General features: G+C 72.1%; 23 protein-coding genes and 1 pseudogene. 8 read left to right on the top strand and 16 right to left on the bottom strand.

Annotated features, from left to right (window positions below):
• Window positions 1-167: 167 nt before the first annotated feature.
• Together ACZ7LT_RS31300 and ACZ7LT_RS31295 are read right to left on the bottom strand one after the other, a co-directional pair.
• Window positions 168-383: a hypothetical protein gene (locus tag ACZ7LT_RS31300; protein ID WP_019889765.1), complete on the bottom strand. Its 216-nt coding sequence runs from the start codon at window positions 381-383 to the stop codon at window positions 168-170.
• Window positions 384-815: 432 nt separating this feature from the next.
• Window positions 816-1,097 carry an acylphosphatase gene (locus ACZ7LT_RS31295; protein WP_019889764.1) on the bottom strand — a complete coding sequence of 94 codons (282 nt, stop codon included), beginning with the start codon at window positions 1,095-1,097 and terminating at the stop codon, window positions 816-818.
• 145 nt (window positions 1,098-1,242) lie between these two features.
• Between ACZ7LT_RS31295 and ACZ7LT_RS31290 the strand changes: the two genes are divergently transcribed.
• A complete protein-coding gene (locus ACZ7LT_RS31290; RefSeq protein ID WP_471239484.1) occupies window positions 1,243-2,112 on the top strand; it encodes a CAP domain-containing protein in 870 nt (289 codons plus the stop codon).
• Window positions 2,113-2,179: 67 nt separating this feature from the next.
• Window positions 2,180-2,584: a winged helix-turn-helix transcriptional regulator gene (locus ACZ7LT_RS31285; RefSeq protein WP_471239483.1), complete on the top strand. Its 405-nt coding sequence runs from the start codon at window positions 2,180-2,182 to the stop codon at window positions 2,582-2,584.
• Here ACZ7LT_RS31285 and mutM read toward each other — a convergent pair.
• The 8 genes and pseudogenes from mutM to recG form a co-directional block, all read right to left on the bottom strand.
• Window positions 2,557-3,417 carry a bifunctional DNA-formamidopyrimidine glycosylase/DNA-(apurinic or apyrimidinic site) lyase gene (gene mutM, locus ACZ7LT_RS31280; protein WP_471239482.1) on the bottom strand — a complete coding sequence of 287 codons (861 nt, stop codon included), beginning with the start codon at window positions 3,415-3,417 and terminating at the stop codon, window positions 2,557-2,559. The genes ACZ7LT_RS31285 and mutM overlap by 28 nt on opposite strands.
• Before the next feature lie 169 nt (window positions 3,418-3,586).
• Window positions 3,587-4,402, bottom strand: a complete 816-nt coding sequence (gene rnc / locus ACZ7LT_RS31275) for a ribonuclease III (RefSeq protein ID WP_471239481.1) — start codon at window positions 4,400-4,402, stop codon at window positions 3,587-3,589.
• Between the two features lie 19 nt (window positions 4,403-4,421).
• A complete protein-coding gene (gene rpmF, locus ACZ7LT_RS31270) occupies window positions 4,422-4,595 on the bottom strand; it encodes a 50S ribosomal protein L32 (RefSeq protein WP_030496967.1) in 174 nt (57 codons plus the stop codon).
• A gap of 2 nt (window positions 4,596-4,597) precedes the next feature.
• Window positions 4,598-5,236, bottom strand: coding sequence for a YceD family protein (locus ACZ7LT_RS31265; protein ID WP_471239601.1), 639 nt, complete (start codon window positions 5,234-5,236; stop codon window positions 4,598-4,600).
• Window positions 5,237-5,386: 150 nt separating this feature from the next.
• Window positions 5,387-6,442 (bottom strand): ATP synthase F0 subunit B, encoded by a 1,056-nt coding sequence (locus ACZ7LT_RS31260; protein WP_471239480.1) that lies wholly within the window; start codon window positions 6,440-6,442, stop codon window positions 5,387-5,389.
• A gap of 98 nt (window positions 6,443-6,540) precedes the next feature.
• Window positions 6,541-7,020: a pantetheine-phosphate adenylyltransferase gene (gene coaD / locus ACZ7LT_RS31255; RefSeq protein WP_471239600.1), complete on the bottom strand. Its 480-nt coding sequence runs from the start codon at window positions 7,018-7,020 to the stop codon at window positions 6,541-6,543.
• A 26-nt stretch (window positions 7,021-7,046) separates the two neighbouring features.
• Window positions 7,047-7,634, bottom strand: a pseudogene (gene rsmD / locus ACZ7LT_RS31250) (16S rRNA (guanine(966)-N(2))-methyltransferase RsmD); the annotation flags it as partial.
• Between the two features lie 75 nt (window positions 7,635-7,709).
• On the bottom strand, window positions 7,710-9,914 hold the full coding sequence (gene recG, locus ACZ7LT_RS31245) for an ATP-dependent DNA helicase RecG (RefSeq protein WP_471239479.1): 2,205 nt from the start codon (window positions 9,912-9,914) through the stop codon (window positions 7,710-7,712).
• A gap of 198 nt (window positions 9,915-10,112) precedes the next feature.
• Between recG and ACZ7LT_RS31240 the strand changes: the two genes are divergently transcribed.
• The gene (locus ACZ7LT_RS31240; protein ID WP_471239478.1) at window positions 10,113-11,936 is read left to right on the top strand and encodes an HSP90 family protein; all 1,824 of its coding nucleotides are present in this window, start codon (window positions 10,113-10,115) and stop codon (window positions 11,934-11,936) included.
• On the top strand, window positions 11,933-14,797 hold the full coding sequence (locus ACZ7LT_RS31235; protein ID WP_471239477.1) for a tetratricopeptide repeat protein: 2,865 nt from the start codon (window positions 11,933-11,935) through the stop codon (window positions 14,795-14,797). The genes ACZ7LT_RS31240 and ACZ7LT_RS31235 overlap by 4 nt, the downstream gene beginning before the upstream one ends.
• A 416-nt stretch (window positions 14,798-15,213) precedes the next feature.
• Here the strand turns inward: ACZ7LT_RS31235 and ACZ7LT_RS31230 are convergent, their stop codons facing one another.
• Window positions 15,214-16,800, bottom strand: a complete 1,587-nt coding sequence (locus tag ACZ7LT_RS31230; RefSeq protein ID WP_471239476.1) for a DAK2 domain-containing protein — start codon at window positions 16,798-16,800, stop codon at window positions 15,214-15,216.
• Window positions 16,801-17,065: 265 nt separating this feature from the next.
• Between ACZ7LT_RS31230 and rpmB the strand changes: the two genes are divergently transcribed.
• Window positions 17,066-17,251, top strand: coding sequence for a 50S ribosomal protein L28 (gene rpmB / locus ACZ7LT_RS31225; RefSeq protein ID WP_003957616.1), 186 nt, complete (start codon window positions 17,066-17,068; stop codon window positions 17,249-17,251).
• Between the two features lie 128 nt (window positions 17,252-17,379).
• Here rpmB and thiD read toward each other — a convergent pair whose 3' ends face one another.
• The gene (gene thiD, locus ACZ7LT_RS31220) at window positions 17,380-18,168 is read right to left on the bottom strand and encodes a bifunctional hydroxymethylpyrimidine kinase/phosphomethylpyrimidine kinase (RefSeq protein ID WP_471239475.1); all 789 of its coding nucleotides are present in this window, start codon (window positions 18,166-18,168) and stop codon (window positions 17,380-17,382) included.
• Window positions 18,165-19,127, bottom strand: coding sequence for a thiamine-phosphate kinase (locus ACZ7LT_RS31215; protein ID WP_471239474.1), 963 nt, complete (start codon window positions 19,125-19,127; stop codon window positions 18,165-18,167). The genes thiD and ACZ7LT_RS31215 overlap by 4 nt, the downstream gene beginning before the upstream one ends.
• Before the next feature lie 299 nt (window positions 19,128-19,426).
• Here ACZ7LT_RS31215 and ACZ7LT_RS31210 point away from each other — a divergent pair, with 299 nt between their 5' ends.
• Both ACZ7LT_RS31210 and ACZ7LT_RS31205 read left to right on the top strand, forming a co-directional pair.
• Window positions 19,427-19,660: an Lrp/AsnC family transcriptional regulator gene (locus ACZ7LT_RS31210; RefSeq protein ID WP_019889749.1), complete on the top strand. Its 234-nt coding sequence runs from the start codon at window positions 19,427-19,429 to the stop codon at window positions 19,658-19,660.
• 23 nt (window positions 19,661-19,683) lie between these two features.
• Window positions 19,684-20,154 carry a DUF3515 domain-containing protein gene (locus tag ACZ7LT_RS31205; protein WP_471239599.1) on the top strand — a complete coding sequence of 157 codons (471 nt, stop codon included), beginning with the start codon at window positions 19,684-19,686 and terminating at the stop codon, window positions 20,152-20,154.
• A gap of 4 nt (window positions 20,155-20,158) precedes the next feature.
• On the opposite strand, the gene ACZ7LT_RS31200 is transcribed toward ACZ7LT_RS31205, so the two are convergent.
• The 3 genes from ACZ7LT_RS31200 to ACZ7LT_RS31190 all read right to left on the bottom strand — a co-directional run bounded on the left by ACZ7LT_RS31200 (window position 20,159) and on the right by ACZ7LT_RS31190 (window position 23,170).
• Window positions 20,159-21,307 carry a D-alanine--D-alanine ligase family protein gene (locus ACZ7LT_RS31200; protein WP_471239473.1) on the bottom strand — a complete coding sequence of 383 codons (1,149 nt, stop codon included), beginning with the start codon at window positions 21,305-21,307 and terminating at the stop codon, window positions 20,159-20,161.
• Window positions 21,308-21,410: 103 nt separating this feature from the next.
• Window positions 21,411-22,421 carry an NAD(P)H-dependent glycerol-3-phosphate dehydrogenase gene (locus ACZ7LT_RS31195; RefSeq protein ID WP_471239472.1) on the bottom strand — a complete coding sequence of 337 codons (1,011 nt, stop codon included), beginning with the start codon at window positions 22,419-22,421 and terminating at the stop codon, window positions 21,411-21,413.
• Entirely contained in the window at window positions 22,418-23,170 is a 753-nt protein-coding gene (locus ACZ7LT_RS31190) for a lysophospholipid acyltransferase family protein (protein WP_471239471.1), read from the bottom strand. The genes ACZ7LT_RS31195 and ACZ7LT_RS31190 overlap by 4 nt, the downstream gene beginning before the upstream one ends.
• 137 nt (window positions 23,171-23,307) lie before the next feature.
• Between ACZ7LT_RS31190 and cofC the strand changes: the two genes are divergently transcribed.
• The gene (cofC, locus tag ACZ7LT_RS31185; protein ID WP_471239470.1) at window positions 23,308-23,955 is read left to right on the top strand and encodes a 2-phospho-L-lactate guanylyltransferase; all 648 of its coding nucleotides are present in this window, start codon (window positions 23,308-23,310) and stop codon (window positions 23,953-23,955) included.
• The last annotated feature ends 4 nt before the right edge of the window (window positions 23,956-23,959 follow it).

Below are 23,959 nucleotides of genomic sequence, written 5' to 3'. Positions count from 1 at the left end.
CAGGGCAGATCAGTCGGTAAGGCGGGGCCGGTAGCGACGGGGGGAACAGCTGGTACGCCATGGCGACGAAAGAAAGAAGGGACGCCTGAGCGTCCCTTGCATATCTCTGATCTCAACGAGATCTCATCGAGCGAGAGTGTTTCTCACCTGTCCCCTGGGGGCTGACATCAGGTGAGCGCAGGCTCCGCCTGGTGAACGTCGAGGTCGATGCCTTCGAGCAGCGACTCTGCCGGGTGCTGTGCGGCGGCGGTCAGCGCGTCGTTCTCCGACTGGATCCGTACCAGCTCGGATTCGAGGTCCTGTACGCGCTGCTGAAGCCGTCGCATCTCGGCGAGGAGTCGCGGGTCGGAACCGCCGACGTAACCGAGAAGCGCCTTTGCCATGATGGATGGTCCTCCACACTGAGTGACCGACCGAAGCGGTGTGGGTCGTGAGGGATTCGCACCCGCGGTGTCCGGCAGCCCTTGATTCACTGCGTCCTGCTGCCAAACAGCTAAGGTGCGCGGGGCTTCCAGAGTCTCACCAAAAAGTTTGACGGTCAACACGATCACGCCCGTATCAGGGGCCGACCATGGGGGTCCGCGGCCGCGAAATGTGCGGCGGCGCCTCGCGCATGGTGCCCGGAGGGGCGTGGAGATCATCCTTACTCGCGCAGCCTCGCACGACAAGGCTTTCTTGGCAACCATGCGTCCATCGACCGCTAATGCACTGGTCACTCCACGCATGCGCACATGTCGGCGGGTGTACGACGGGTGTCCGAGGCACGTCCGCCCGTAGTCGGGCGGAGTGCCGGACAGGCGTAGCTGACAAGATCGTCAGCGGATCGCGAATGTCTCGTATCCGCCGCGGGGCGTGTCCCAGATCTCAGTCACTCCGTCGACGCGGCCGGGTGTGTCGTCGGATCGGAGCCAGTCCAGAAGACGGTGGCAATTCTCACTCGACCCCTCGGCGACGACCTGGACGCGTCCGTCGTCGAGATTGAGGGCGAATCCTTTGAGGCCGCCGATCTCCAGTGCATTCGCCCTGGTGAACCAGCGGAAGCCCACTCCCTGTACCCGGCCGCGCACCCAGGCGGTGAGCCGCACATCTTCGTTCATGTGTGAAAGCTAACCGGTCAATTGCACACGGAGCACTTCACCCCCAGGCGTCATGGCGTACAGTCCCCCACCAATGCAGCTCACCCATTCGGGTGTGTCACATGAACGGCTGCTCGAAAGCTGAAAGATCAGGAAGGCAGAGCAGATGGGACGCCATCGACGGAGTAATCGGGGCGGCCTCCCCGTACGCACCGGGCTGCTCGGCGCCTCCGCGGCCGTGGCCGTGGGCGCCGTGGCCGTCGCCTCCGGCTGGCTCCCGGGCGGCGAGACGCACACTGTCGGCGGGAGCCGCACGGGATCGTCGAGCGAGCAGCTGCGGATCGACGGCGGCGTGCCCGAGCTGCTGACGCAGGGCGGTTCGTCCGCGACGCCGTCCAGGACGCCGGACGGTACGGGCTCCGCGAGCGCCGAGGCCCGCCGCTCACCCTCCCCGTCGAAGACCCCGTCGCCGTCCAAGACCCCGTCGAAGACCCCCTCGCCGTCGAAGACCCCCTCGCCGACCCCGACCAAGCCGTCGGCGACGCCGTCGAAGAAGGCCGAGGCCCCGAAGAAGACGAAGAGCGCGACCCCGACGCGTACGGCGACGCCGGAGAAGACGCCGGTGGAGAAGCCCACGGCGCCGGTCACCCAGGACAGGGCGGCGGCCGCCGAAGCCGCGGTCCTGAAGCTGGTCAACGTCGAGCGGGCCAAGGTGGGCTGCTCGGCGGTGCGGGCGAGCGCGCCGCTGGCCTCGCTGGCCGGCGACTTCAGCCGGGACATGGCGCAGCGGAACTTCTTCGACCACACGGACCCGGACGGGGACACCCCCTGGGACCGGGCCGAGCAGGCCGGCGTGCAGGGTCTGAGCGCGGAGAACATCGCCCGCGGGCAGGTGGACGCGGCCGCCGTGATGACGGCCTGGATGAACAGCGACGGCCACCGCGCGAACATCCTGAACTGCGACTACACGACCCTGGGTGTGGGCGTGTACTTCGCTGACGGCGGTCCGTGGTGGACCCAGGACTTCGGCTTCTGAGCTCCGGCCCTAACCCTTGGAAAGCGCAACCCTCTGGTGAGCGCTGTGCGGGCGTAGGGTTGCTGGCATGACCGCAGACACCTCGCAGGAGCTCACGGGCGACGACCTGGCGTTCAATGTGTTCGCCCGGGCCTGTCCCTCGCGCGGGACGCTGGAGCATGTGACCGGGAAATGGGGCAGCCTGACGCTCGGCGCCCTGTACGACGGGACGTTCCGCTTCAACGAGCTGCGGCGGCGCGTGGACGGCGTCAGCGAGAAGATGCTGTCCCAGACGCTGCACGCGCTGGAGCGTGACGGCCTGGTGCACCGCGAGGCGCAGCCGACCAATCCGCCGCGCGTGGACTACGAGCTGACGCCGCTGGGCCGGGACGTGGCCGAGCGGCTGCTCGGGCTCATCCACCTGGTCGAAGGCCGGATGCCCGAGGTCCTCGCGGCGCGGGAGAGCTACGACGAGACGCGCGGCGGCCGCTGACAGCGCGGGCAGAAGTAGCTGGAACGGTTCATCCAGGGGCGCCGGCGCAGGGGCGTACCGCAGCGCCGGCACGGCTCGTCCTCGCGCCCATAGGCGTCCAGAGACCGGTCGAAGTAGCCCGATTCGCCGTTCACATTCACGTAGAGGCTGTCGAAGCTGGTGCCGCCGACCATCAGCGCGGCGCCCATCACGTCACGGACGTGCCCGAGCAGTTCGACGGAGCGCGGCCGGGTCAGCGTGGCGGTGGGCCGGTCGTAGTGGAGCCGGGCGCGCCACAGCGCCTCGTCGGCGTAGATGTTGCCGACGCCGCTGATCAGCGACTGGTCGAGCAGGGCGCGCTTGATCGTCGTACGGCGAAGGCGCAGCGCGCGATGGAAGGCCTCCTCGTCGAAGGCCGGGTCGAAGGGGTCCCGGGCGATGTGCGCGATGACGTCGGGCAGCCCGTCGGGGGCGTTGTCGTGGAGTGAGAGCCCGCCGAAGGTGCGCTGGTCGACGAAGCGCAGCTCGGTGCCCTCGGTGTCGTCGAAGCGCAGCCGGATCCGCAGGTGCTTCTCGTCCGGGGCGTCCTCGGGCTGGACCAGGAGCTGGCCGCTCATGCCGAGGTGGCCGAGGACCGAGATGTCGCTGTCGGCGAGCGGGATCCAGAGGTACTTGCCGCGCCGCTGGGCGACCGCGAGCCGCTGTCCCTTCAGACGGGCCGCGAAGTCCTCCCCGCCGGCGAGGTGGCGGCGCACCGCGCGCGGGTGCAGCACCTCGACCTCGGTGACGGTACGGCCGGCCACCCAGCGCTCCAGGCCGCGCCGGACGACTTCGACCTCGGGCAGCTCGGGCACGGCGCTCCTTTGACGGGGGTACGGGATCGATGCCCGAAGCCTACCGCCGGGCGGGTGACGGCCCGCGGCGATCTCCGTAACCCGGCGGCCGCACCCCGGTGGCCGTACCCGGGAAACAGCTCCGCCCGCCCCCGGGGATGGGGACGGGCGGGATGTTCGAAGGGGCGGGTCAGGCCGTGGCCGTGTCCGCGGGAGCCGGGGAGTCGTCCGAAGAGGTGTCGGCGACCTCTTCGGCGGCCTCTTCGGCGGCGGCCTTCGCCGCGGCCTCCCGCTCGTCCGCGGCAGTGCGGATGGCCCGCCAGGCGGACTCCGCGGCCTGCTGCTCCGCTTCCTTCTTGCTGCGGCCGGTGCCGGTGCCGTACGAGACACCACCGACGCGGGCGGCAGCAGTGAAGGTCTTCTCGTGGTCCGGACCGGTCTCGCTGACGAGGTACTCCGGAACACCGAGACCCTCGGCGGCCGTGAGCTCCTGGAGACTGGTCTTCCAGTCCAGGCCGGCACCGAGGTTCGAGGACTTCTCGATCAGCGGGTCGAAGAGCCGGTGCACCAGCTCGGAGGCCGCGTCGAGACCCTGGTCGAGATAGACCGCGCCGATCACCGCTTCGAGGGTGTCGGCGAGGATGGAAGCCTTGTCCCGGCCGCCCGTGCCCTCTTCGCCCCGGCCGAGCCGGATGAAGGAGCCGAGTTCCAGCCCGCGGCCGACCTCCGCCAGCGCACGCGAGTTGACCACCGCGGCCCGCAGTTTGGCCAGCTGGCCTTCGGGCAGATCCGGGTGGGTGCGGTACAGCGTGTCCGTGACCACCAGACCGAGCACGGAGTCCCCGAGGAACTCCAGCCGCTCGTTGGTGGGCAGGCCGCCGTTCTCGTACGCGTACGAACGGTGGGTCAGCGCACGCACCAGAAGGGCGGACTCGAGCTGATACCCGAGCCGCCCTTCCAGAAGCGTGTGGGACGAGGCATTGTCCGTCTTGTGTGACTCAGACATTGCGCCTCTCACCAGCCACTCAGACCGAGAGGACCTGGCGCTTGTTGTAGGTGCCGCAGCTCGGGCACGCGATGTGCTGCTGCTTCGGCTCCTGGCAACGCTCACACGAAACCAGGGTGGGGACCGCAGCCTTCCACTGCGACCGGCGGTGGCGCGTGTTGCTGCGCGACATCTTCCGCTTCGGAACAGCCACGGCTACTTCTCCTGCTTCTCGTCGACGCCCGGTTCGGCGCCGCTCATGTTGTCCTTCTCATCGGTTCCCAGCGAACCGGCGAGTCCCTGCAGTGCCGCCCAACGAATGTCGACGGCGTCGTGGTGGTGGTCCGGGTCGTCGTTCAGGTTGGCGCCGCACTCGGCGCACAGTCCTGCACAGTCCTCCCGGCACACCGGCTGCATCGGCAGTGCGAGCACCACCGCATCGCGCAGCACGGGCTCGAGGTCGAACATGCCGTCCTCGAGGGGGGTCATGTCCTCGTCGTCCTCGGCATCGTCGCCCGTGGCCGCCTTACGGCCCCGGTCGTCGGTGTCGGGGTACGAGAACATCTCCTGGAAGTCCGCCTCGACCTCTTGGCTCAGCGGCTCCAGACACCTTACGCACTCCCCGTCGGCCGATGCACGGGCGGTGCCTGTGACAAGCACCCCTTCCATGACCGACTCCAGACGGAGCTCGAGCTCCACCGGCGCGCCCTCGGGCACTCCGATGACTCCTTCGATACCCAGGCCGTCCTTGGGGGCCTGGACCGAGCGGGAGATCCGCTGGAGAGCACCAGGACGCCGCCCCAGCTCGTGCGTGTCGAACACGAGGGGGTTGCGGTGGTCGAGGCGCGTGCTCAGGGTTCTTCCTGCTTTCGGATCGTGAGGGGGCTGCCGTGCTTCCGTGACGGAATCCGGGCAGCGGTGATCGCGGGCATACACGCGACCGAAGAGCCAGGATACTGGACGCTGCGCTCAGGGCCCAATCCGGGCCCGGTACGGCCGCCGGATTCAGTGCCCTTGGTGCCCCTGCTCGTAGCGGCGCAGCTGCTCCAGGTCGATCATGCTCGTGTCGAAGAAGCTGGTCTCGTCGAGCGCGGCGGCCGGCTGGGGCTGCGGGGCGTGCTGGGGCTGCTCGTAGCCCGCGTACTGCTGGGCGTAGCCCTGGTCGTACGTCTGCTGGGGCTGGTAGGCGTACGGATCGCTCTGGTAGCCGTACGTCTCCTGGTGCTGGACTTGGGGCTGTGTGCCGTAGCCGGGGTCGTGGGAGGCGACGACGGTGTACGGGTCGGGCTGGGCCGGTACGTACGGCTGCTGGGCCGGTGCGGGCGGTACGGGCTGGGGGGTGGCGAGCTCGGCGAGGCCGGCGAGGTAGTCGGCGTCGGAGGTGTGCACGCCGGCGGCCGCGCCCTGGGCCGCGAGGGCGCCCAGTTCGTCGGTGGCGATCCGGCCGTGCAGCTTCTGGCGGCCGCGGCCGACCGCTTCCAGGGTCTTGCTGAGCACGTTCTCGAAGGCGCCGAGTTTGGCGTCCACGTACTCGTCGGCGCGCTGGATGAGGGTCTGCGGGTCGGAGCTGTACTCGGGGGCGTCGTCGTCCTCGCCGTACGTCCCGTCCGGTCCGGGCGCGCGGCCGAGCAGCTTCTCGCGGCCGCGGTCGACCGAGCCGATGGTCTTGTTGAGGACGACCTCGAAGTTGGCGAGCTTGGAGTCGACGTAGTCGTCGGCCTCGGCCTTGATCTCCTCGGCCTCGCGCCGGGCCTCGGCGAGGATGCGGTCGGCCTCCTCCTGGGACTGGCGGGCGACCTGGGTGTCGGAGATCAGGGAGCCGCGTTCGGCGTGGGCGGCCTCGATGATCCGCTGGGCCTCCTGGCGGGCCTGCTCGACCATCTGCTCACGGCCGCCGATGAGCTCCTGGGCCTGGGCGAGCGAGCCGGGCAGGGCCTGGCGCACCTCCTCCAGCATGGCGAGCAGCTCGGCGCGGTTAACCACGCAAGAGGCCGACATGGGCATGGAGCGGGCGTTCCCGACCGCCTCGACGATCTCGTCGAGCTTCTTCTGCACGTCCACCGTGTGCTCGCCACTCTCTACAGCTGGTTGGAGACGGACGGGACGACTGTAAGGGCAGTCGTCCCCTGTCCGACACCGGGTGACGCCGTGTCAGGTGGTCACTGCTCGGCGAGCCGGGCGGTGAGCTTCTCCAGGACCACCGGGGGGACCAGGTGGGAGACGTCGCCGCCCCAGGCCGCCACTTCCTTGACCAGGGAGGAGGAGAGGAAGCTGTAGGTGGGGTTGGTGGGTACGAACAGCGTCTCGACGCCGGAGAGCCCGTTGTTCATCTGGGCCATCTGGAGTTCGTAGTCGAAGTCGCTGACCGCGCGCAGGCCCTTGACGATGGCCGGGATGTCGCGCTGCTTGCAGAAGTCGACGAGCAGTCCGTGGAAGGACTCGACCTGGACGTTGCCGAACTCGGCGGTGACCTCGCGGATCAGCTCGATCCGCTCCTCGACGGTGAACAGCCCCTTCTTGGACTGGTTGATCATCACCGCGACGTGTACGACGTCGTACAGCTTGGATGCGCGGGCAATGATGTCGAGGTGTCCGTTGGTGATGGGGTCGAATGACCCCGGACAGACGGCGCGGCGCAACTGAAGTCCCTCGCTCTCCGGTCCGGTCATGGTGCGTCTTCGCACGTAGAGGCGGCGCGACCGTACCAAAACGTTCCCTCGCCGTAGCGACGGGACCTGAGGGGCTCGAACCCCTCGGGCCAGTCGAATTCCCCGCCTCTGGTGCTGCGCTCCACGGTGACGAGGGCATCGGCCGCGAGCCAGCCCTGAGAGCGGAGTGTGAGCAGGATCTCGCCAAGATCGCTGTCGGACACTGCGTAGGGCGGATCGAGAAAGACCAGGTCGTAGGGGGCGGTGGGGGCCGGACCTGTCACGATCTGTTCCGCTTTGCCGGTGCGGACCTCGGCGCCGGGCAGTGCGACGGCGCGGACGTTCTCCCGGACCGTGCGGGCGGCCCGGCTGTCGGCCTCGACGAGGAGGGCGTGGGCGGCGCCGCGGGAGAGCGCCTCGAGGCCTACGGCGCCGGAGCCCGCGTAGAGGTCGGCGACGCGTACGCCGTGCAGGGATCCGAGGAGCGCCTCCCAGGTGGAGAAGAGCCCCTCGCGTGCCCGGTCGGAGGTGGGGCGGGTGCCGTTGCCCGGCGGGACGGCCAGACGGCGTCCGCCGGCCACGCCGGCGATCACGCGGGTCATTCTTGAGTCCTTGTCCTTCGGTCAGACGAGCAGACGTTCGCCGACTCCCACGATATGGGCTTCGTCGTGGGCGGCGCGTCAGCCCTTCTCCAGATACTCCTCCCGTTCCTTGTCGAGCAGGGCGTCCAGGGCCGTACGGAGCTCGGGCAGGCGGGTCAGGTCCGGGTCGGCGGCGACGACGGCGGCGGCCTCTTCGCGGGCGGCGGCGATGACCTCCTCGTCCTCGAGGACGGACAGGACCCGCAGGGAGGAGCGGACGCCGGACTGGGCCTGGCCGAGGACGTCGCCCTCGCGGCGCTGTTCGAGGTCGATCCGGGAGAGTTCGAAGCCGTCGAGGGTGGCGGCGACGGCGGTGAGGCGCTGGCGGGCGGGGCTGGCCTCGGGCATTTCGGTGACCAGGAGGCACAGGCCCGGGGCGGAGCCCCGGCCGACCCGGCCGCGCAGCTGGTGGAGCTGGGAGACGCCGAACCGGTCCGCGTCCATGATCACCATGGCGGTGGCGTTGGGGACGTTGACGCCGACCTCGATGACGGTGGTGGCGACGAGTACGTCGATGTCGCCGGCGGCGAAGCGGCGCATCACGTCGTCCTTGCCGCCGGGGCCGTCGGGGGCCATCCGGCCGTGCAGGATCTCCACCCGCAGGCCGGCGAGCGGTCCGGTCCTGAGCTGTTCGGCGATCTCGACGACGGCGAGCGGGGGTCGCTTCTCCGCCTCGTCCTCGGGCGACTTCTTCTTGCCGCCCTTGCCGGCGTCGTCCTCGTCGTCGCCGATGCGGGGGCAGACCACGTACGCCTGATGTCCGTTCTCCACCTCCTCGCGCACCCGCTCCCAGGCGCGGGCCAGGAAGTGGGGTTTGTCGGCGGCGGGCACGACATGGCTGGCGATGGGTGAGCGGCCGGCGGGCAGCTGGTCCAGGACGGAGGTCTCCAGGTCGCCGAAGACCGTCATGGCGACCGTGCGCGGGATGGGGGTGGCGGTCATGACCAGCAGGTGCGGAGGCTGCTTGGCGCGGCCGCGCAGGGCGTCGCGCTGCTCCACGCCGAAGCGGTGCTGTTCGTCGACGACGACCAGGCCCAGGTCGTGGAACTGCACCTTGTCCTCGATCAGCGCGTGGGTGCCGATGACGATGCCGGACTCGCCGGTGACCAGGTCGAGCAGTGCCTGTCGGCGGGCGGGGACGCCCATGGAGCCGGTGAGCAGCGTGACCTTGGTGCCGGGCTCGGATCCGCCGAGCATGCCGCCTTCGGCCAGCTCGCCCATCATCTCGACGACGGAGCGGTGGTGCTGCTGGGCGAGCACCTCGGTGGGGGCGAGCATGGCGGCCTGGCCGCCGGCGTCGACGACGGCGAGCATGGCGCGCAGGGCGACGAGGGTCTTGCCGGAGCCGACCTCGCCCTGGAGGAGGCGGTGCATGGGGTGCTCGGTCGACAGGTCGTGGAAGATCTCCGCGCTGACCTTCTGCTGGCCTTCGGTGAGGGTGAAGGGCAGTTTGGCGTCGAAGGCGGTGAGGAGTCCGTCGGGGGCGGGTCTGCGGGGCACGGCGGGCAGTTGGGTGTCCGCGTGGCGGCGGCGGGCGAGGGCGACCTGGAGGACGAAGGCCTCGTCCCACTTGAGACGCTCGCGGGCGGCGGCGACGTCGGCCTTGGTGGCCGGGCGGTGGATCTTGCGCAGGGCGTCGGGGAGGTCGGTGAGGCCGCGGCCCTCCCGCAGGGCGGGTGGCAGCGGGTCGGCGGCGTCCTGGGCGCTGGGCAGCACGGCGTCGACCGCCTTGGCGATCTTCCAGGACTCCAGGCCCTTGCAGGCGGGGTAGATCGGGATGAGCGCGCCCGCCCAGGAGTCCACCTCGTCCTCGCCGCTGTCGGCGCCCAGCTTCGCGTACGTGGGGTGGGCGAGCTGGAGGCGGCGGTTGAAGACGGACACCTTGCCGGCGAACATGGCGCGGCTGCCGGGGAGCAGCTCCTTGTGCGGCTTGTGGATGCCGCGGCCGAAGAAGACCAGCTGGAGACGGCCGCTGCCGTCGGTGATGGTGATCTCCAGACGCTGGCCGCGGCCGCCGTTGAAGGTGTGCACGCGGGCGTCGGCGACCTGGGCGACGACGGTGACGTCTTCGTCCAGGGGCAGTTCGGACAGGGCGGTGAGCTGGCCCCGCTCCTCGTACCGCCGGGGATAGTGATGCAGAAGATCACCGACGGTGCGCAGGCCGAGGTGCTCGTCCATCACCTTCGCGGTGGCGGCTCCGAGCAGTTTCTTCAGTGGTTCGTCGAGCGCAGGCACGCGTTCCATTGCACACCACACCGCTGACAGACGCGCGCACCTGTGGATAACCCCTGGTCACCACGGTGCCGTGGCCCCTAGGATGACGCGGCTTGCCTCCTTCCCCCTACGCCGTGGGGGGACCCCCACACCGGGCTCACCTCGCGATCACCGCACCGGGATCGCCCGACCCGCGCCGGCGCCCGTCCCCCCACCGGCGCAGCGACGATGACTGCTGATCACACACCGCACACCTTCCAGGTCGATCTGCGCGGCCTGGTGGACCTTCTCTCCCACCATCTCTATTCGAGCCCCAAGGTGTATCTGCGCGAGTTGCTGCAGAACGCCGTGGACGCGATCACGGCCCGCCGTGCCGAGCAGCCGGACTCCCCGGCGCGGGTGCGCCTGTACGCGGAGGGCGGCCATCTGCGCGTCGAGGACAGCGGCATCGGTCTGACCGAGCAGGACGTGCACAGCCTGCTGGCGACGATCGGCCGCAGTTCCAAGCGCGGCGGGGCCGAGGGCATCGCGTCGGCGCGGGCCGAGTTCCTGGGGCAGTTCGGCATCGGACTGCTCGCCTGTTTCGTCGTCGCCGCCGAGATCCGGGTGGTGAGCCGGTCGGCGCGGACGCCTGGGGCGCCGCCCGTGGAGTGGGTGGCCCGCGACGACGGCTCGTACACCGTCCGTACGCTCCCGGACGGGGCGCGGACCGAGCCCGGCACCAGTGTGCACCTGACCGCGCGGCCGGGCTGCGGGGACTGGCTGGCCGAGGAGCGGGTGCTGTCCCTGGCCCGGGACTTCGGCTCCCTCCTCCCGTACGACGTACGGGTCGGTGAAGCCGCGGTGACGGAGCGGCCCGCGCCCTGGGACCGTACGTATCCGAGTCCGGCGGCCCGCAGGGTGGCGCTCGCCGGTCACTGCCACGACCTGTTCGGCTTCGCGCCGCTCGACTCGATCGATCTGGACCTGCCGCTCGCGGGGGTCCGCGGTGTCGCCTACGTCTTGCCGTCGGCGGTGAGTCCCGCGCGGCGGGCGGGGCACCGGGTCCATCTGAAGGGGATGCTGCTCACGGACCGGGCGGACGAACTCCTGCCGGAGTGGGCGTTCTTCGTGCGGTGCGTCCTGGACACGGACTGTCTGCGGCCCACCGCCTCCCGGGAGGCGCTGTACGCGGACGAGACCCTGGCGGCGGTGCGTGAGGCCCTCGGGGAGCGGATACGGGAGTGGCTCACCGGTCTCGCGGCCGGCGACCCGGAGCGGCTGGCGCAGTTCCTCGCGGTGCACCACCTGGGGGTGAAGTCGCTGGCCCGGCACGATCCGCAGATGCTGCGGACGATGCTGCCGTGGCTGCCGTTCGAGACGACCGACGGGCGGCTGTCGCTGGAGGAGTTCGCCCGGCGCCACCCGGTGATCCACTACACCCGGACCGTCGAGGAGTTCCGGCAGGTCGCGCCGATCGCGTCGGCGCAGGGGATCGGCGTGGTCAACGGCGGCTACACGTACGACACCGAGCTGGTCGAGCGGCTGCCGGAGGCCCGGCCGGGGACGGCCGTCGCGGAGCTGGACGCGGACACGGTCACGGCCCATCTGGACGCGGTCGATCCGGACGCCGAGCTGGCGCTGGCGGGGTTCTTGTCAGTGGCGCGTGCCACGCTTGATCCGCTCGGCTGTGATGTGTCCCTGCGTTCCTTCCACCCCCTGACCGTGCCCGCGCTCCACCTCGACGACCGGACGGCCCGCCATGAGCAGGCCCGTGCCGACGCGGAGGAGCAGGCCGACGACCTGTGGGCGGGCATTCTCGGCTCGCTGCGCGGCAGCGCGCCGCGGGCCCGGCTCGTCCTCAACCACCTCAATCCGCTGGTCCGCCGGGTCGGCGGGCTCGGCGAACCGGCGCTGGCCGCGCCTGCCGTCGAGGCGCTGTACGGGCAGGCGCTGCTGATGGCCCGGCGGCCGCTGCGGCCCGCGGACTCCGCCCTGCTCAACCGCGCGTTCCTGGGCCTTCTGGAATGGGCCACGCACACCCCCGGCAGAAGTGAGGAGGCCGACGGATGACCCTGACCATCGACGCGCTGCGTGAGGCGATGCGCGACAACTACGCCCAGCCGGAGGGTCCCGCGCGCAACGCGCGCGCGGAGCGGCTGCTCGCCGAGGCCGAGGGGATCGGCGAACCCCTGGCGGTCATCGAGGCCCTCGGCCACCAGCTGCAGGTCTACAACTACAGCTCCGAGAAGGCGAAGATGTTCGTCCCCTTCGCGCGGCTGCTGCGGATGTGGGACGAGCGGCCGGAGGACTTCGACGCGTACGAGACCCATGCGCTGCACTGGGTCTTCAAGTGGGTCTCCAGCGGAATGCTGGACCAGCCGCACATTCCGCTCGCCGCCATCGAGAAGTGGCTCGGCGAGATGGAGCACCGCTACCGCCTGGCCGGGCATTCGGAACGGGCCGTACGGCAGGGCGAGTTCCGGGTCGCCCGGCATCTGGGGGACCTGGAGCGCGCGCAGCGGGCGTACGCGGCGTGGCTCGCCGCGGACCGGGACGACATGGCGGACTGCCACGCGTGCGAGCTGCACGGCCAGGGGGGCTGGCAGACGGAGCTGGGCGCCGACGAGAAGGCGCTGGAGATCTGGGCGCCGGTGCTGGAGGGCGAGCACACCTGCGCCCATGAGCCGCACGCGGTGCTCGCGTCCTCGCTGCTGCCGCTGGTGCGGCTCGGCGAGGGCGACCGGGCCCGCGCGCACCATCTGCGCGGCTACCGGCTGGTGCGGCCGCTGGAGAGCATGCGGGGCGCGGTGGCGCTGCACATCGAGTTCTGCGCGCTCACCGGGAACGAGGCGCGGGGTCTTGAGATCCTGGCCGAGCGGCCGGCGTACTTCACCGACAGCGGTGACCCGGACAGCCAGATGGACTTCCTGTCCGTCGCGGCGCTGCTGATGGACCGGCTGGTCGCGCTGGGCCACGGCGAGCGCGAGGTGCCGGGGCCGGCGGGGACGCGGTGGACGGCCCGGGCTCTGGCGGGGCACGCGCGCGGGGAGGCGCTGGCGATCGCGGCGCGGTTCGACGAGCGCAACGGCACGGACCGGGTGAGCACGCTCGTACGGGAGCGGATGGCGCAGGCGCCGCTGATGGAGCGGCTGCCGCTGGGGGTACGGGCGGTACGGGCGGGCGCGCCTGCTCCCGCTTCGGCTCCCTCATCGGCTCCCGCTTCGGCCGGGGAGCCGGTCCGGGTCGAGGAACTGCTCGCCGACGCGCGCCGGCTCTCGGCGGCCCGGTACCCGGACGCGCGCGGGGCGTGGGCGCGGCTCCGGAGAGCGGTGGCGGCGGACGCGGCGGCCTTGGAGAGCCTGGACGGCCTCGCCCGGGCGGAGCTGGACGACCATGCGGCGATGGCCCACGACGGTGAACCGGCCGAGGCGATCGCGCTCTTCCACGACGCGGCGCGGGGGTACGAAGCGGCGGGGGAACCGGCCAGGGCCGCGGCCGCGCTGGCCCGGGCGGCGTTCCTGCACGCGCTGGACGAGCGGCCCGATGAGGCGCTGCGCGGGGTGGAGCAGGCCGTGGCCCGGCTGCTCACGCTGCACGCGGAGGGTCTGGCCGCGCCCCGGGAGGTCTCCGGTGGCCTCCTGTACCGGGCCCGGATCCGGATGGCGCTCCTGGAGGTGGCCGACGACGGCACCGTCGAGGAAGCGCTCACCGCGCTGGAGGAGTTCGCCGCGGCCCATGGGCGGGACGCGTCGGTCGCGGATCGGGCCGCCGAGGCCCGGTCCCTGCGGGGCGATCTCGCGGCGCGCTCCGGCGATCTGGCGGGCGCGGTCGGGCACTACGCGCGCGCCGCGGAGGTTTTCCACGCGGCGGGGCTGCCGTGGTACGCCGTCGAGGCGGAGGCCCGGTTGGCCTCGGCCGCGCGCCGGCTGGGCGACCTGGAGACCGCCGAGCGGGCGGCCCGGGCGGCGCTGGAACACGGCGGGCCGTACGTGGAGGCGCTGTGGCACGCCCGGCTCCATCAGCAGCTCGCCGAAGTCCTGGCCGAGACCGGGGAGTTCGGGCAGGCCACGGATCACGCCCTGGAGGCGGCGCACTGGGCGGACGAGGCGGGCGAGAGCCACTTCGGCGCGTACTCCCGGCATCAGCTGGGTGGCTGGCTGCTGCGCATGGGCAGTACGGCGGAGGCGGCGGCGATCCTGGAGGCCGTGCTGACCGACCTGACCGTCGAGGAGCACGGGGACGGCATGGTCGTGCAGACCCTGTGGTGGCTCGGGGAGTGCCTGATGGCCCTCGACGAGCCGCGGGCGGCGGCGGAGCACTGGCTGCGGGCCGCGGATCTCGCCAGCGGGTGGCCGGAGCAGTGGGACCACGCGACGCTGGCGGGGCTCGCGGGCCGGGCGCTGTACCGCGCGGAGCTGCTGCCGGAGGCGGAGCGGGCGTACGGGCGGGCCGCCGAGCTCTGGCGGGAGCTGGGCGACGTCCACGCGCTCGTGCGGACGCTGCGGATACGGGGCTGGGTGGCCGGGGGCGCGGCGGGCCGCGAGCGCATGGCGGAGGCGGCCGGGGAGTGCGAGGCGGCGCTGGCGGGGGCGTCGGGGGAGGCGGCGGACCGTCTGCGCGCCGAGCTCGCCGCCACGTACCGCCAGACCGGCGAGCTGCTCGCCCGCGCCGAGGACCCCGACCTCCGCGAGGCCCTCACCTGGGTCGACCTCGCGGCCACCACATTCGCCGAGGCGGGCCCGGCCTTCACTGACCAGCGCACGGGCGCGGACCTGCTGGCGGCGTGGCTGCTCCTGGACCTCTCGGAACCGTCGTCGGCGGCGGCGCGGGCGGGGGCGGTGCGGGAGCGCTACGAGTCGGCGGAGGGCGAGGTGGCGGAGTCGCGCCGGGCGGAGGCGGAATCCATCCTCCGCGAGGCCCGGTCGCTGTGAGGGGTTTCCCCCCACCCCACCCCTCCCCGAAACCCTGACGGGACCGGGGGGCTCCGCCCCCGTGCCCCCGGGGCGGCAGCTCCGCGCCGCGGGGGTCCCGGGGCACGTCCGCGGGCGCCGTGACCGGCCCGCGGCGCGGCGGGGACCGTTCATGGGGACGGCGATGCCCGCGCGGAGCACGTCCGCCGGGGCCGGGCCGGCCCCGAACCCCCGGGCGGCAGCTTCGCGCCGCGACGGGGCGGGACCTCCCGCCCGGGCGGCGGTTCCGCGCCGGGGGGCGTTCCGGGGGCGGGGCCCCGAACCCCGAACGCGGCAGCTTCGCGCGCGGGGCCCGTTCCGGGGCCTCGCGCGCGGGGCCCGTTCCGGGGCGGGTGTCGGCGCGGCCCAAAGCACGGCGCTCCCCCGCCGCCCGCTCCCTACTCCACGCCGATCAGCAGCGGCGGTGCCCCCCGCCCCGCGCGGTACGTCGTGGTGTCCACCGCCAGGTGGCCGTCCCGGACGTGGGTTTGGAGGGATTCCGAGAGGGACTCGGGGATCTCGTCCGCGAGGATCAGGGTGACCAGTTCGCCGCCCGCCGCGAGCATGCGGTCCAGGACCGTTGTCGCCGTGTTCTGGAGGTCTTGGCCGATGACGGCGACGTCGCCGTCGATCAGGCCCAGGATGTCGCCGGCCTGGCAGACGCCGGCCGAGGTGAAGGACTGGTGCTCGGCGACGGCGAGTTCGCCGTAGCGGGTCGCGCCGGCCGCCGCTGTCATGGCGACGACGTCCTCGTCGAAGCGGCGGTCCGGTTCGTGGACGGCGAGGGCCGCGATGCCCTGGACGGCCGCGCGGGTGGGGATGAGGGCGACGCGGATGCCCTCGGCGCGGGCTTGTTCGGCCGCCGCGGCCGCCGGGTGGCGCAGGTCCGCGTCGTTGGGGAGCAGGACCACCTCGCGCGCGTGCGCCCGGCGAATCGCGTCGAGGAGTTCTCCGCTGGCCGGGGGCTCCCCGGGCCTGGCGAGGACGGTCGTGGCGCCCGCGTCGGCGCACAGGCCCGCCAGGCCCTCGCCCGGGACGACGGCCACCACGGCCCGCTGGACCTGCTCGCGGGCCGGCGGCAGCGGCTCGCCTCCGAAGTGGGTGATCCGGATCCGGTACGGCCGGCCCGCCTCCACGCCCGCCTCGACCGCCGCGCCCGCGTCGTCGACATGGACGTGGACGTTCCACAGGCCGTCGCCGCCCACCACGACCAGGGAGTCGCCGAGCCCGTCGAGGCGGCTCTTCAACCGGGCCACGGCCTCGTCGTCGGCCTCCAGGAGGTAGATGACCTCGAAGGCGGGGCCGCCCGGCTCGCATGCCTCCGGCAGCGGCAGGGCCGCGGCGCGCGCCGCCCGTACCGTACGCGGCGGCGCCTCCCCGGACACCGCCTCCACCAGCGCGCCGAGCACGGTCACCAGGCCCCGGCCGCCGGCGTCGACGACGCCCGCCCGTTCCAGCACGGCCAGCTGGCGAGGGGTCGCCTCCAGGGCCGCCCTGGCCCCGTCGTACGCACTGCGGGCCACCCCCGCCAGGTCGTCGCCGCGCGCCGCGGCCGCCGCCGCGGTGGCGACGCTGAGGATGGTGCCCTCGACAGGGTGCGCGACCGCCTGCCGGGCCGCCTCCGCCGCCGTGCACAGCGCCCGTACGAGGTGATCGCCGTCACTGCCGGCCGACAGCACCTCGGCCATGCCGCGCAGCAGCTGGGAGAGGATCGTCCCGGAGTTGCCCCGGGCGCCGAGGAGGGCGCCGTGCGCCATGGCCCGTACCGCGTCGCCGGCCTCGACCGGGCCTGGCTCGTACGCCGTGAAGACCGCCTCGACGGCCTGCGCCGCGGATTCGAGGGTCAGATAGAGGTTGGTGCCGGTGTCCCCGTCCGCGACCGGATAGACGTTGATCGCGTCGATCTCCTCGCGCTCCCTGCCGAGCGCCTGCAGCGCCAGTGAGCTCCAGGTTCGGACCACTGCGGCGTCGAGGGTCTGCGGCACCTGGCGGGCCTCCTTGTTCGGCTTTCGGCGGCGGGGGCGGCTGCCTCGCAGCGTAGACCTCGTCGGCCCCGGTCAGGGGGCGGGGGCCGAGGTGGTGACCGGGCAAGACATGGTAGTTTCGTTCTACCGACGCGGCCGTTGTATGCTGCTTCGGTTGCCCGACGAGAGTCGGGCCATTCCCCGGTACTGCCACTTCAGTCACTTCGATCTGATTCCGGCACGCCGGATTTCACTGTAAGTGCATCTGAAGTCTTTGGAGTGACCCGTGGCTGCCAACTGCGACGTCTGCGGCAAGGGGCCGGGCTTCGGCAACAACATTTCGCACTCGCACCGCCGTACGTCCCGTCGCTGGAACCCGAACATCCAGCGCGTGCGTGCCGTGGTCGGTCGGACGCCGAAGCGGCTCAACGTCTGCACCTCGTGCATCAAGGCCGGCAAGGTCTCGCGCTAAGGTGATGTTCCCCGCGTACGCGGGGATGATCCCCGCGACGTTTCGTCGTAGCGCAGCCCCTGCGGTTGCCTTGAAAGCCGGTCCACCTCACGGTGGACCGGCTTTTCGCTTTCCCCCGTGAACCACCGCTAGCGGAAGCGCCAGCCATGGTCCACCGGGCCGATGCCCGCGCCGAGCGCGAACCCGGCCGCTATCGCCCCCGTCACGTACTTCTTGGCGGCCGCGACGGCCGTCGGGACGTCCTCGCCCTTCGCCAGGCCCGCCGCGATCGCCGAGGCCAGCGTGCAGCCGGTGCCGTGGGTGTGCCGGTTGTCGAGGCGGGGCGCCCGCAGCCAGTGCTCCCCGGTGCCGTCGGTGAGCAGGTCCACCGCGTCCCCGGCGAGATGCCCGCCCTTGATGAGCGCCCAGCGCGGCCCGAAGCCGAGCACGGCGTCGGCCGCCCGCCGCAGGTCGCCCTCCGCATGGACCTCGACGCCGGTCAGCTGGGCGACCTCGTCCAGGTTGGGGGTGGCGACGGTGGCGACGGGCAGCAGCCGCTCGCGTACGGAGTCGAGCGCCGAGGCGGCCAGCAGGCTGTCGCCGTGCTTGGAGACACCGACCGGGTCGACGACCACGGGCGCGTCCGTGTCCGCGAGGAGCTCGGCCACGGTCTCCACGAGCGGCGCCGAGGCGAGCATGCCGGTCTTGACCGCCTGGACACCGATGTCGTCGACGACGGCGCGGTACTGCGCCCGTACGGCCTCCACAGGCAGTTCCCAGGCGCCCTGGACGCCCAGGGAGTTCTGGGCGGTGACGGCGGTGATCACGCTCATGCCGTGCGTGCCGAGCGCCAGCATCGTCTTGAGGTCGGCCTGGATGCCGGCCCCGCCGCCGGAGTCGGATCCGGCGACGGTGAGGACCAGCGGCGGGCGGGTCACTCGGTCTCCCCGAAGTGGTCCCAGCCGCCCGTGCTGTGCCAGGGGGCGCCGTCGACGGTCACCTGCGGCAGCGCGGAGGGGTTGAGCACCTCCCCGATGACCTTCCAGCGGGCCGGCAGCTTCACGTCCGGCGGGAAGGTCGCGACGATCGCGTGGTCCTCTCCCCCGGTCAGCACCCACTGGAGCGGGTCGACGCCGACGGCCTGGCCGATGTCGTTCATCTGCGTGGGGATGTCGATCAGGCCCGAGCGCAGGTCGATACGGACCTTGCTGGCCTCGGCGATGTGCCCGAGGTCGGCGATCAGGCCGTCGCTGACGTCGCACATGGCGGTGGCGCCGAGCCCGGCGGCCGCGGGGCCCGCGTGGTACGGCGGCTCGGGCCGCCGGTGGGCCTCGACGAAGGCGCGCGGGGAGCGGAAGCCGCGCGAGAGCACCGCGTAGCCGGCCGCGGACCAGCCCAGCCAGCCGGTGTAGGCGACGACGTCGCCGGGCTGGGCGCCGGCCCGGGTGACCGGGTCGTGGTTGCGCAGGTCGCCGAGGGCGGTGATGGCGACGGTGATGGTGTCGCCGCGGACCACGTCCCCGCCGACGACGGCCGCTCCGGCCACCTGGCATTCGTCGCGCAGGCCGTCCATGAGCTCGGTGGGCCAGGTGACGGGGAGCTCGGCGGGGACGACCAGGCCGAGCAGGAGCGCGGTGGGCACGGCGCCCATGGCGGCGATGTCCGCGAGGTTCTGCGCGGCCGCCTTGCGGCCGACGTCGTACGCCGTGGACCAGTCGCGGCGGAAGTGCCGCCCTTCGAGCAGGATGTCCGTGCTGGCCACCACGCGCCGGTCGGGTGCGGAGACCACGGCGGCGTCGTCGCCGGGCCCGATCCGTACCGCGGGGGTGGTGGTGAGCCGGGAGGTGAGCTCCCTGATGAGCCCGAACTCCCCCAACTCGCCGACTGTGCCCTTCACCGAGTCTCACCTCTTGTCGTCGTGCCGGCCGGGCCCGGTCGTCGAGACGGCCGGTCCCCGGAGCGCCCGGGGAACCCGGGAGCAGCGTCGCATCCCCGTCGCCCGAACGCCCCACCGGGCTTGCGGTCGCGGGGATCCGCGGCTGTCGGTACGGTCGAATCGACCGTCAACTTCTGTCTTCCGTACGCCACGCTGCGAGCGCCGCCGAGTGCGGAGGTCTCCCCGTGGCCCGCGGCGACGCGGTACCGTGGCGTCCCTTTATCTCTCCACAAGATCCTCGTGGCCGCCCTGGAGGTTCCGTGGTACAGGCGTACATCCTCATCCAGACCGAGGTGGGCAAGGCGTCGACCGTCGCCGAGACCATCTCCAAGATCCCGGGGGTGATCCAGGCAGAGGACGTGACGGGTCCCTATGACGTCATCGTGCGCGCCCAGGCCGACACGGTGGACGATCTGGGACGCATGGTGGTCGCGAAGGTCCAGCAAGTGGAGGGCATCACGCGCACCCTGACCTGCCCGGTCGTGCATCTGTAGCCCCCGTCTACCCTTGGCCGGTGATGACTTCCCACCGGCTCGTTCGCCTGCCCGTCGCCGCAGCGGCCGTGCTGCTGGCCGTCTCGGGCTGCTCCTTCGGCGGCTCGGCCGCCTCGGTCGCGGTTCCCAGCCCGCCGGCCGGGGAAGCCGCCTTCTGCCGTGCGCTGCACGAGGAGCTTCCCAGGACCGTGGCGGGGCTCGACCGGAAGGATCCGGAGCCGGAGTCCGAGCTGACCGCCGGGTGGGGGGATGCGGCGATCGTACTGCGCTGCGGGGTCCCCCGGCCCGAAAAGCTGAACGACGTCCGGGCTCCGGGCGCGACGGTCGGTGGCGTGGACTGGATGATCGAGAAGCCGGAGGGCGGCGGGACCAAGGTCACCTCGACGTACCGCATGACGTATGTCGAGGTGACCCTGGACGGTCGGTTCACCGATGTGGCGCCGCTGATGGAGCTCGCCCCCGCCGTGAAGAAGGCGGTCCCGCCGAGCCTCTAGCGCGCTAGCGCAGGCCGGTGGAGCGGTTCAGCGCGGCCTGGATGAGCCGGTCGACCAGCTCCGGGTAGGACACACCGCTCTCCTCCCACATCCGTGGGTACATGGAGATCGGCGTGAAGCCGGGCATGGTGTTGATCTCGTTGATCACGAACTGCCCGTCCTCGGTGAGGAAGAAGTCCGCGCGGACCAGGCCCTCGCAGGACACCGCCTCGAAGGCGGCGACGGCGAGCCGCTGCACCTCGGCGGTGGCCTCGTCGCCGATCGGGGCGGGCACGAGCCCGGACGCCGAGTCGATGTACTTGGCCTCGAAGTCGTAGAAGTCGTGGTCGGTGACGGGCGGGATCTCGGCGGGCACGCTGGCGCGTGGTCCGTCCTCGAACTCCAGCACACCGCACTCGATCTCGCGGCCGCGCAGCAGCGACTCGACGAGGATCTTGGGGTCGTGGCGGCGGGCCTCCTCGATGGCGTCGTCGAGGCCGGCGAGGTCGTCGACCTTGGTGATGCCCATGGAGGAGCCGCCGCGGGCCGGCTTCACGAAGAGCGGCCAGCCGTGGTCGGCGGCGAACTCGACGATCCGCTTGCGGGCCGTCGCGGGGTTCTGCTCCCACTCGCGGGGGCGGACGACGACGTACGGGCCGACGGGCAGGCCGAAGGAGACGAAGACGCGCTTCATGTACTCCTTGTCCTGGCCGACGGCGGAGGCGAGGACGCCGGCGCCGACGTACGGGATGCCGGAGAGCTCCAGCAGGCCCTGGAGGGTGCCGTCCTCGCCGTAGGGGCCGTGCAGCACGGGGAAGACGACGTCGACCTCGCCGAGGGCCTGGGGGACGGCCCCGGGCTCGGTGAGGACGACTTCGCGGGAGGCCGGGTCGACGGGCAGGATCACGCCGCCCCGCTCCGACTCGGCCAGCTCGTCGACGCTGGGCAGGGCGCGGTCGGTGATGGCCATCCGCTCCGGCGCGTCCGCGGTGACGGCCCAGCGGCCGTCGGCGGTGATGCCGATGGGGAGCACGTCGTACTTGCTCCGGTCGATGGCGCGCAGGACGGCGCCGGCCGTGACGACGGAGATGGCGTGCTCGGAGCTGCGTCCGCCGAAGACGACGGCCACGCGCGGCTTGCGCCCGGTGCTGGTGGGGAGGTTCTCGCTGCTCATATCGGGTTGAGCGTACCCGCTCGGTGGGCGTGGGAGGATTCCCGCGCCGCACCGATTCCGGTGGTGAAGGGTGACGAAAAGGTGTGGACCGGGGCGGGTCGGATCAGTGCCGCTCGGGCTTGGCTGTGCGGCCCATCAGCTCCTTGAGGGCGACCATGGGGGGCTTGCCCTCGTGGACGATGCCGACGACGGTCTCGGTGATGGGCATGTCGACGCCGTGGCGGCGGGCCAGATCCAGCACCGATTCACAGGACTTGACGCCCTCGGCGGTCTGCTTGGTGACCGCGATGGTCTCCTGCAGGGTCATGCCGCGGCCGAGGTTGGTGCCGAAGGTGTGGTTGCGGGAGAGCGGCGAGGAGCAGGTGGCGACGAGGTCGCCGAGTCCGGCGAGGCCGGAGAAGGTGAGCGGGTCGGCGCCCATGGCGAGCCCGAGCCGGGTGGTCTCGGCCAGTCCGCGGGTGATGAGGGAGCCCTTGGCGTTGTCGCCGAGTCCCATGCCGTCTGCGATGCCGACGGCGAGCCCGATGACGTTCTTGACGGCGCCGCCCAGTTCGCAGCCGACCACGTCGGTGTTGGTGTACGGGCGGAAGTACGGGGTGTGGCAGGCGGCCTGGAGGCGCTGGGCGACGGCCTCGTCGCGGCAGGCGACCACCGCGGCGGCCGGCATGCGGCTGGCGATCTCCTTGGCGAGGTTGGGGCCGGTGACGACGGCGACCCGGTCCGGGGAGACGCCGGCGACCTCCTGGACGACCTCGCTCATCCGCTTGGCGGTGCCGAGTTCGATGCCCTTCATGAGGGAGACGAGGACGGTGCCGGGGGCGAGTTCGGGCGTCCAGGCGGCGAGGTTGCCGCGCAGCGTCTGGGAGGGCACGGCGAGGACGGTGAAGTCGGCGTCGCGCGCGGCCTCGACGGGGTCGGTGGTGGCGCGCAGGTTGGCCGGGAGCTCGATGCCGGGCAGGTAGTCCGGGTTGGTGCGGGTCTTGTTGACCGCGTCGGCGAGTTCCTGGCGGCGGCCCCAGAGGGTCACCTCGCAGCCCGCGTCGGCGAGGACCATGCCGAAGGCGGTGCCCCAGGAGCCCGTTCCGAAGACGGCGGCCTTGACGGGTCGAGTCACTTCTTTCCCTCTCCCGCGGCCTTGCGCCGCTGCTCCAACCGCGCCTTGCGGTGGTCGTACGGCTGGTCGGGGGCCTTCTCGCCCCGTACGTCCGCCAGCTGTGCGGTGATCGCCGCCATGATGACCTCGGTGGCCTCGCGCAGCACGTCGGGCGTGGGCTCGAGGCCGTAGAAGCGGGAGAGGTCGACGGGCGGTCCGGCCTGCACGATCAGGGTCTTGCGGGGGAACAGCCGCAGCTTGTTCTCCTTGGCGTACGGCGGCATGGCCAGGTTGGCGCCCCACTGGGCGACCGGGATGACCGGGACCTTGGTCATCAGGGCGACGCGGGCGGCGCCGGTCTTGCCGGCCATGGGCCACATGTCGGGGTCCCGGGTGAGGGTGCCTTCGGGGTAGAAGGCGACGCATTCGCCCTTCTCGATGGCGGTGACGGCGGCCCGGAAGGCGTCCAGCGCGTTGGTGGTCTCGCGGTAGACGGGGATCTGGCCGGTGCCGCGGAGCATCATGCCGACGAAGGAGCCCTTGAACAAGGCGGCCTTCGCGAGGAAGCGGGGGACCCGTCCGGTGTTGTACTGCCAGTGCGCGTAGGACAGCGGGTCCAGGTAGGAGTTGTGGTTGACGGCGGTGATGAATCCGCCGTCGGCCGGAATGTGTTCCATTCCCCGCCAGTCCCGCTTGAACAGAACCACCAGCGGCGGTTTTGCGATGACCGCCGCGAGGCGGTACCAGAAGCCGATTCTGCGGCGGGACACTCGGACACCTTCCTGTGGAACTGGCCTGATGGGGGTCAAGTGTCGCCTCAGGCTCCTGGTCTGTCGAGAACACCGTACGCCCCGGCCCGGGGGCCGACCCTCCGGGTCGTGTGGGCGGCGGGCGACAATGGGCCCCGATGAACATCGATCCGGACGACGGCTGGTCCTTGGTCGTGCCCCTGAAGCCGCTCGCGCTGGCCAAGAGCAGGCTCGCGGCGGCGGCTGGCGCGCGGGGGCGGCCGCGGCTCGCGCTGGCTTTCGCGCAGGACACGGTGGCGGCGGCGCTGGCCAGCCCGGGGGTGCGGGATGTGGTGCTCGTCACGGACGATCCGGTGGCGTCGGTGGCGCTCTCGGCGCTGGGGGCGCGCATCGTGCCCGACTCCCCCGCCGCCGGGCTGAACGCGGCGCTCGCGCACGGGGCCCGGGCGGTACGGGAATCACGACCCCGGGCTCCGGTGGCGGCGCTCAACGCCGATCTTCCGGCGCTGCGCCCCTCCGAACTGGCGTGTGTGCTTCAGGCGGCCGGACAATTCCCCCGGGCATTTCTCTCCGATGCCGCCCAAATCGGCACGACATTCCTGTCGGCCGGCCCGGGAGTGGAATTAAGGCCCGCATTCGGGGGCGCGTCGAGGCTGCGGCATTTGTCTTCGGGGGCGGTGGAAATCGGGCTGACCGGGGTGGATTCCGTACGCCGGGACGTGGACACCGGGGAGGATCTGCGGGCGGCGCTCGCGCTGGGGGTGGGCCCGCGGACGGCCGCCCGCTGGGCGCGGGTGAGCCGATAGGCTG

The sequence above is a fragment of the Streptomyces sp. NPDC039465 genome (assembly GCF_055639315.1).
Note: the sequence above shows the minus strand (reverse complement) of the source record. Positions and strands in the feature narration are given on the sequence as shown.

Bases quoted from the DNA above. Each gene is read 5' to 3' on its own strand.
- recG (WP_471239479.1), bottom strand. From the start codon at position 9,914: ATGGAACGCGTGCCTGCGCTCGACGAACCACTGAAGAAACTGCTCGGA.
- ACZ7LT_RS31205 (WP_471239599.1), top strand. From the start codon at position 19,684: ATGACTTCCCACCGGCTCGTTCGCCTGCCCGTCGCCGCAGCGGCCGTG.
- ACZ7LT_RS31300 (WP_019889765.1), bottom strand. From the start codon at position 383: ATGGCAAAGGCGCTTCTCGGTTACGTCGGCGGTTCCGACCCGCGACTC.
- ACZ7LT_RS31290 (WP_471239484.1), top strand. From the start codon at position 1,243: ATGGGACGCCATCGACGGAGTAATCGGGGCGGCCTCCCCGTACGCACC.
- ACZ7LT_RS31200 (WP_471239473.1), bottom strand. From the start codon at position 21,307: ATGAGCAGCGAGAACCTCCCCACCAGCACCGGGCGCAAGCCGCGCGTG.
- ACZ7LT_RS31240 (WP_471239478.1), top strand. From the start codon at position 10,113: ATGACTGCTGATCACACACCGCACACCTTCCAGGTCGATCTGCGCGGC.
- ACZ7LT_RS31295 (WP_019889764.1), bottom strand. From the start codon at position 1,097: ATGAACGAAGATGTGCGGCTCACCGCCTGGGTGCGCGGCCGGGTACAG.
- rnc (WP_471239481.1), bottom strand. From the start codon at position 4,402: ATGTCTGAGTCACACAAGACGGACAATGCCTCGTCCCACACGCTTCTG.
- ACZ7LT_RS31285 (WP_471239483.1), top strand. From the start codon at position 2,180: ATGACCGCAGACACCTCGCAGGAGCTCACGGGCGACGACCTGGCGTTC.
- ACZ7LT_RS31235 (WP_471239477.1), top strand. From the start codon at position 11,933: ATGACCCTGACCATCGACGCGCTGCGTGAGGCGATGCGCGACAACTAC.
- cofC (WP_471239470.1), top strand. From the start codon at position 23,308: ATGAACATCGATCCGGACGACGGCTGGTCCTTGGTCGTGCCCCTGAAG.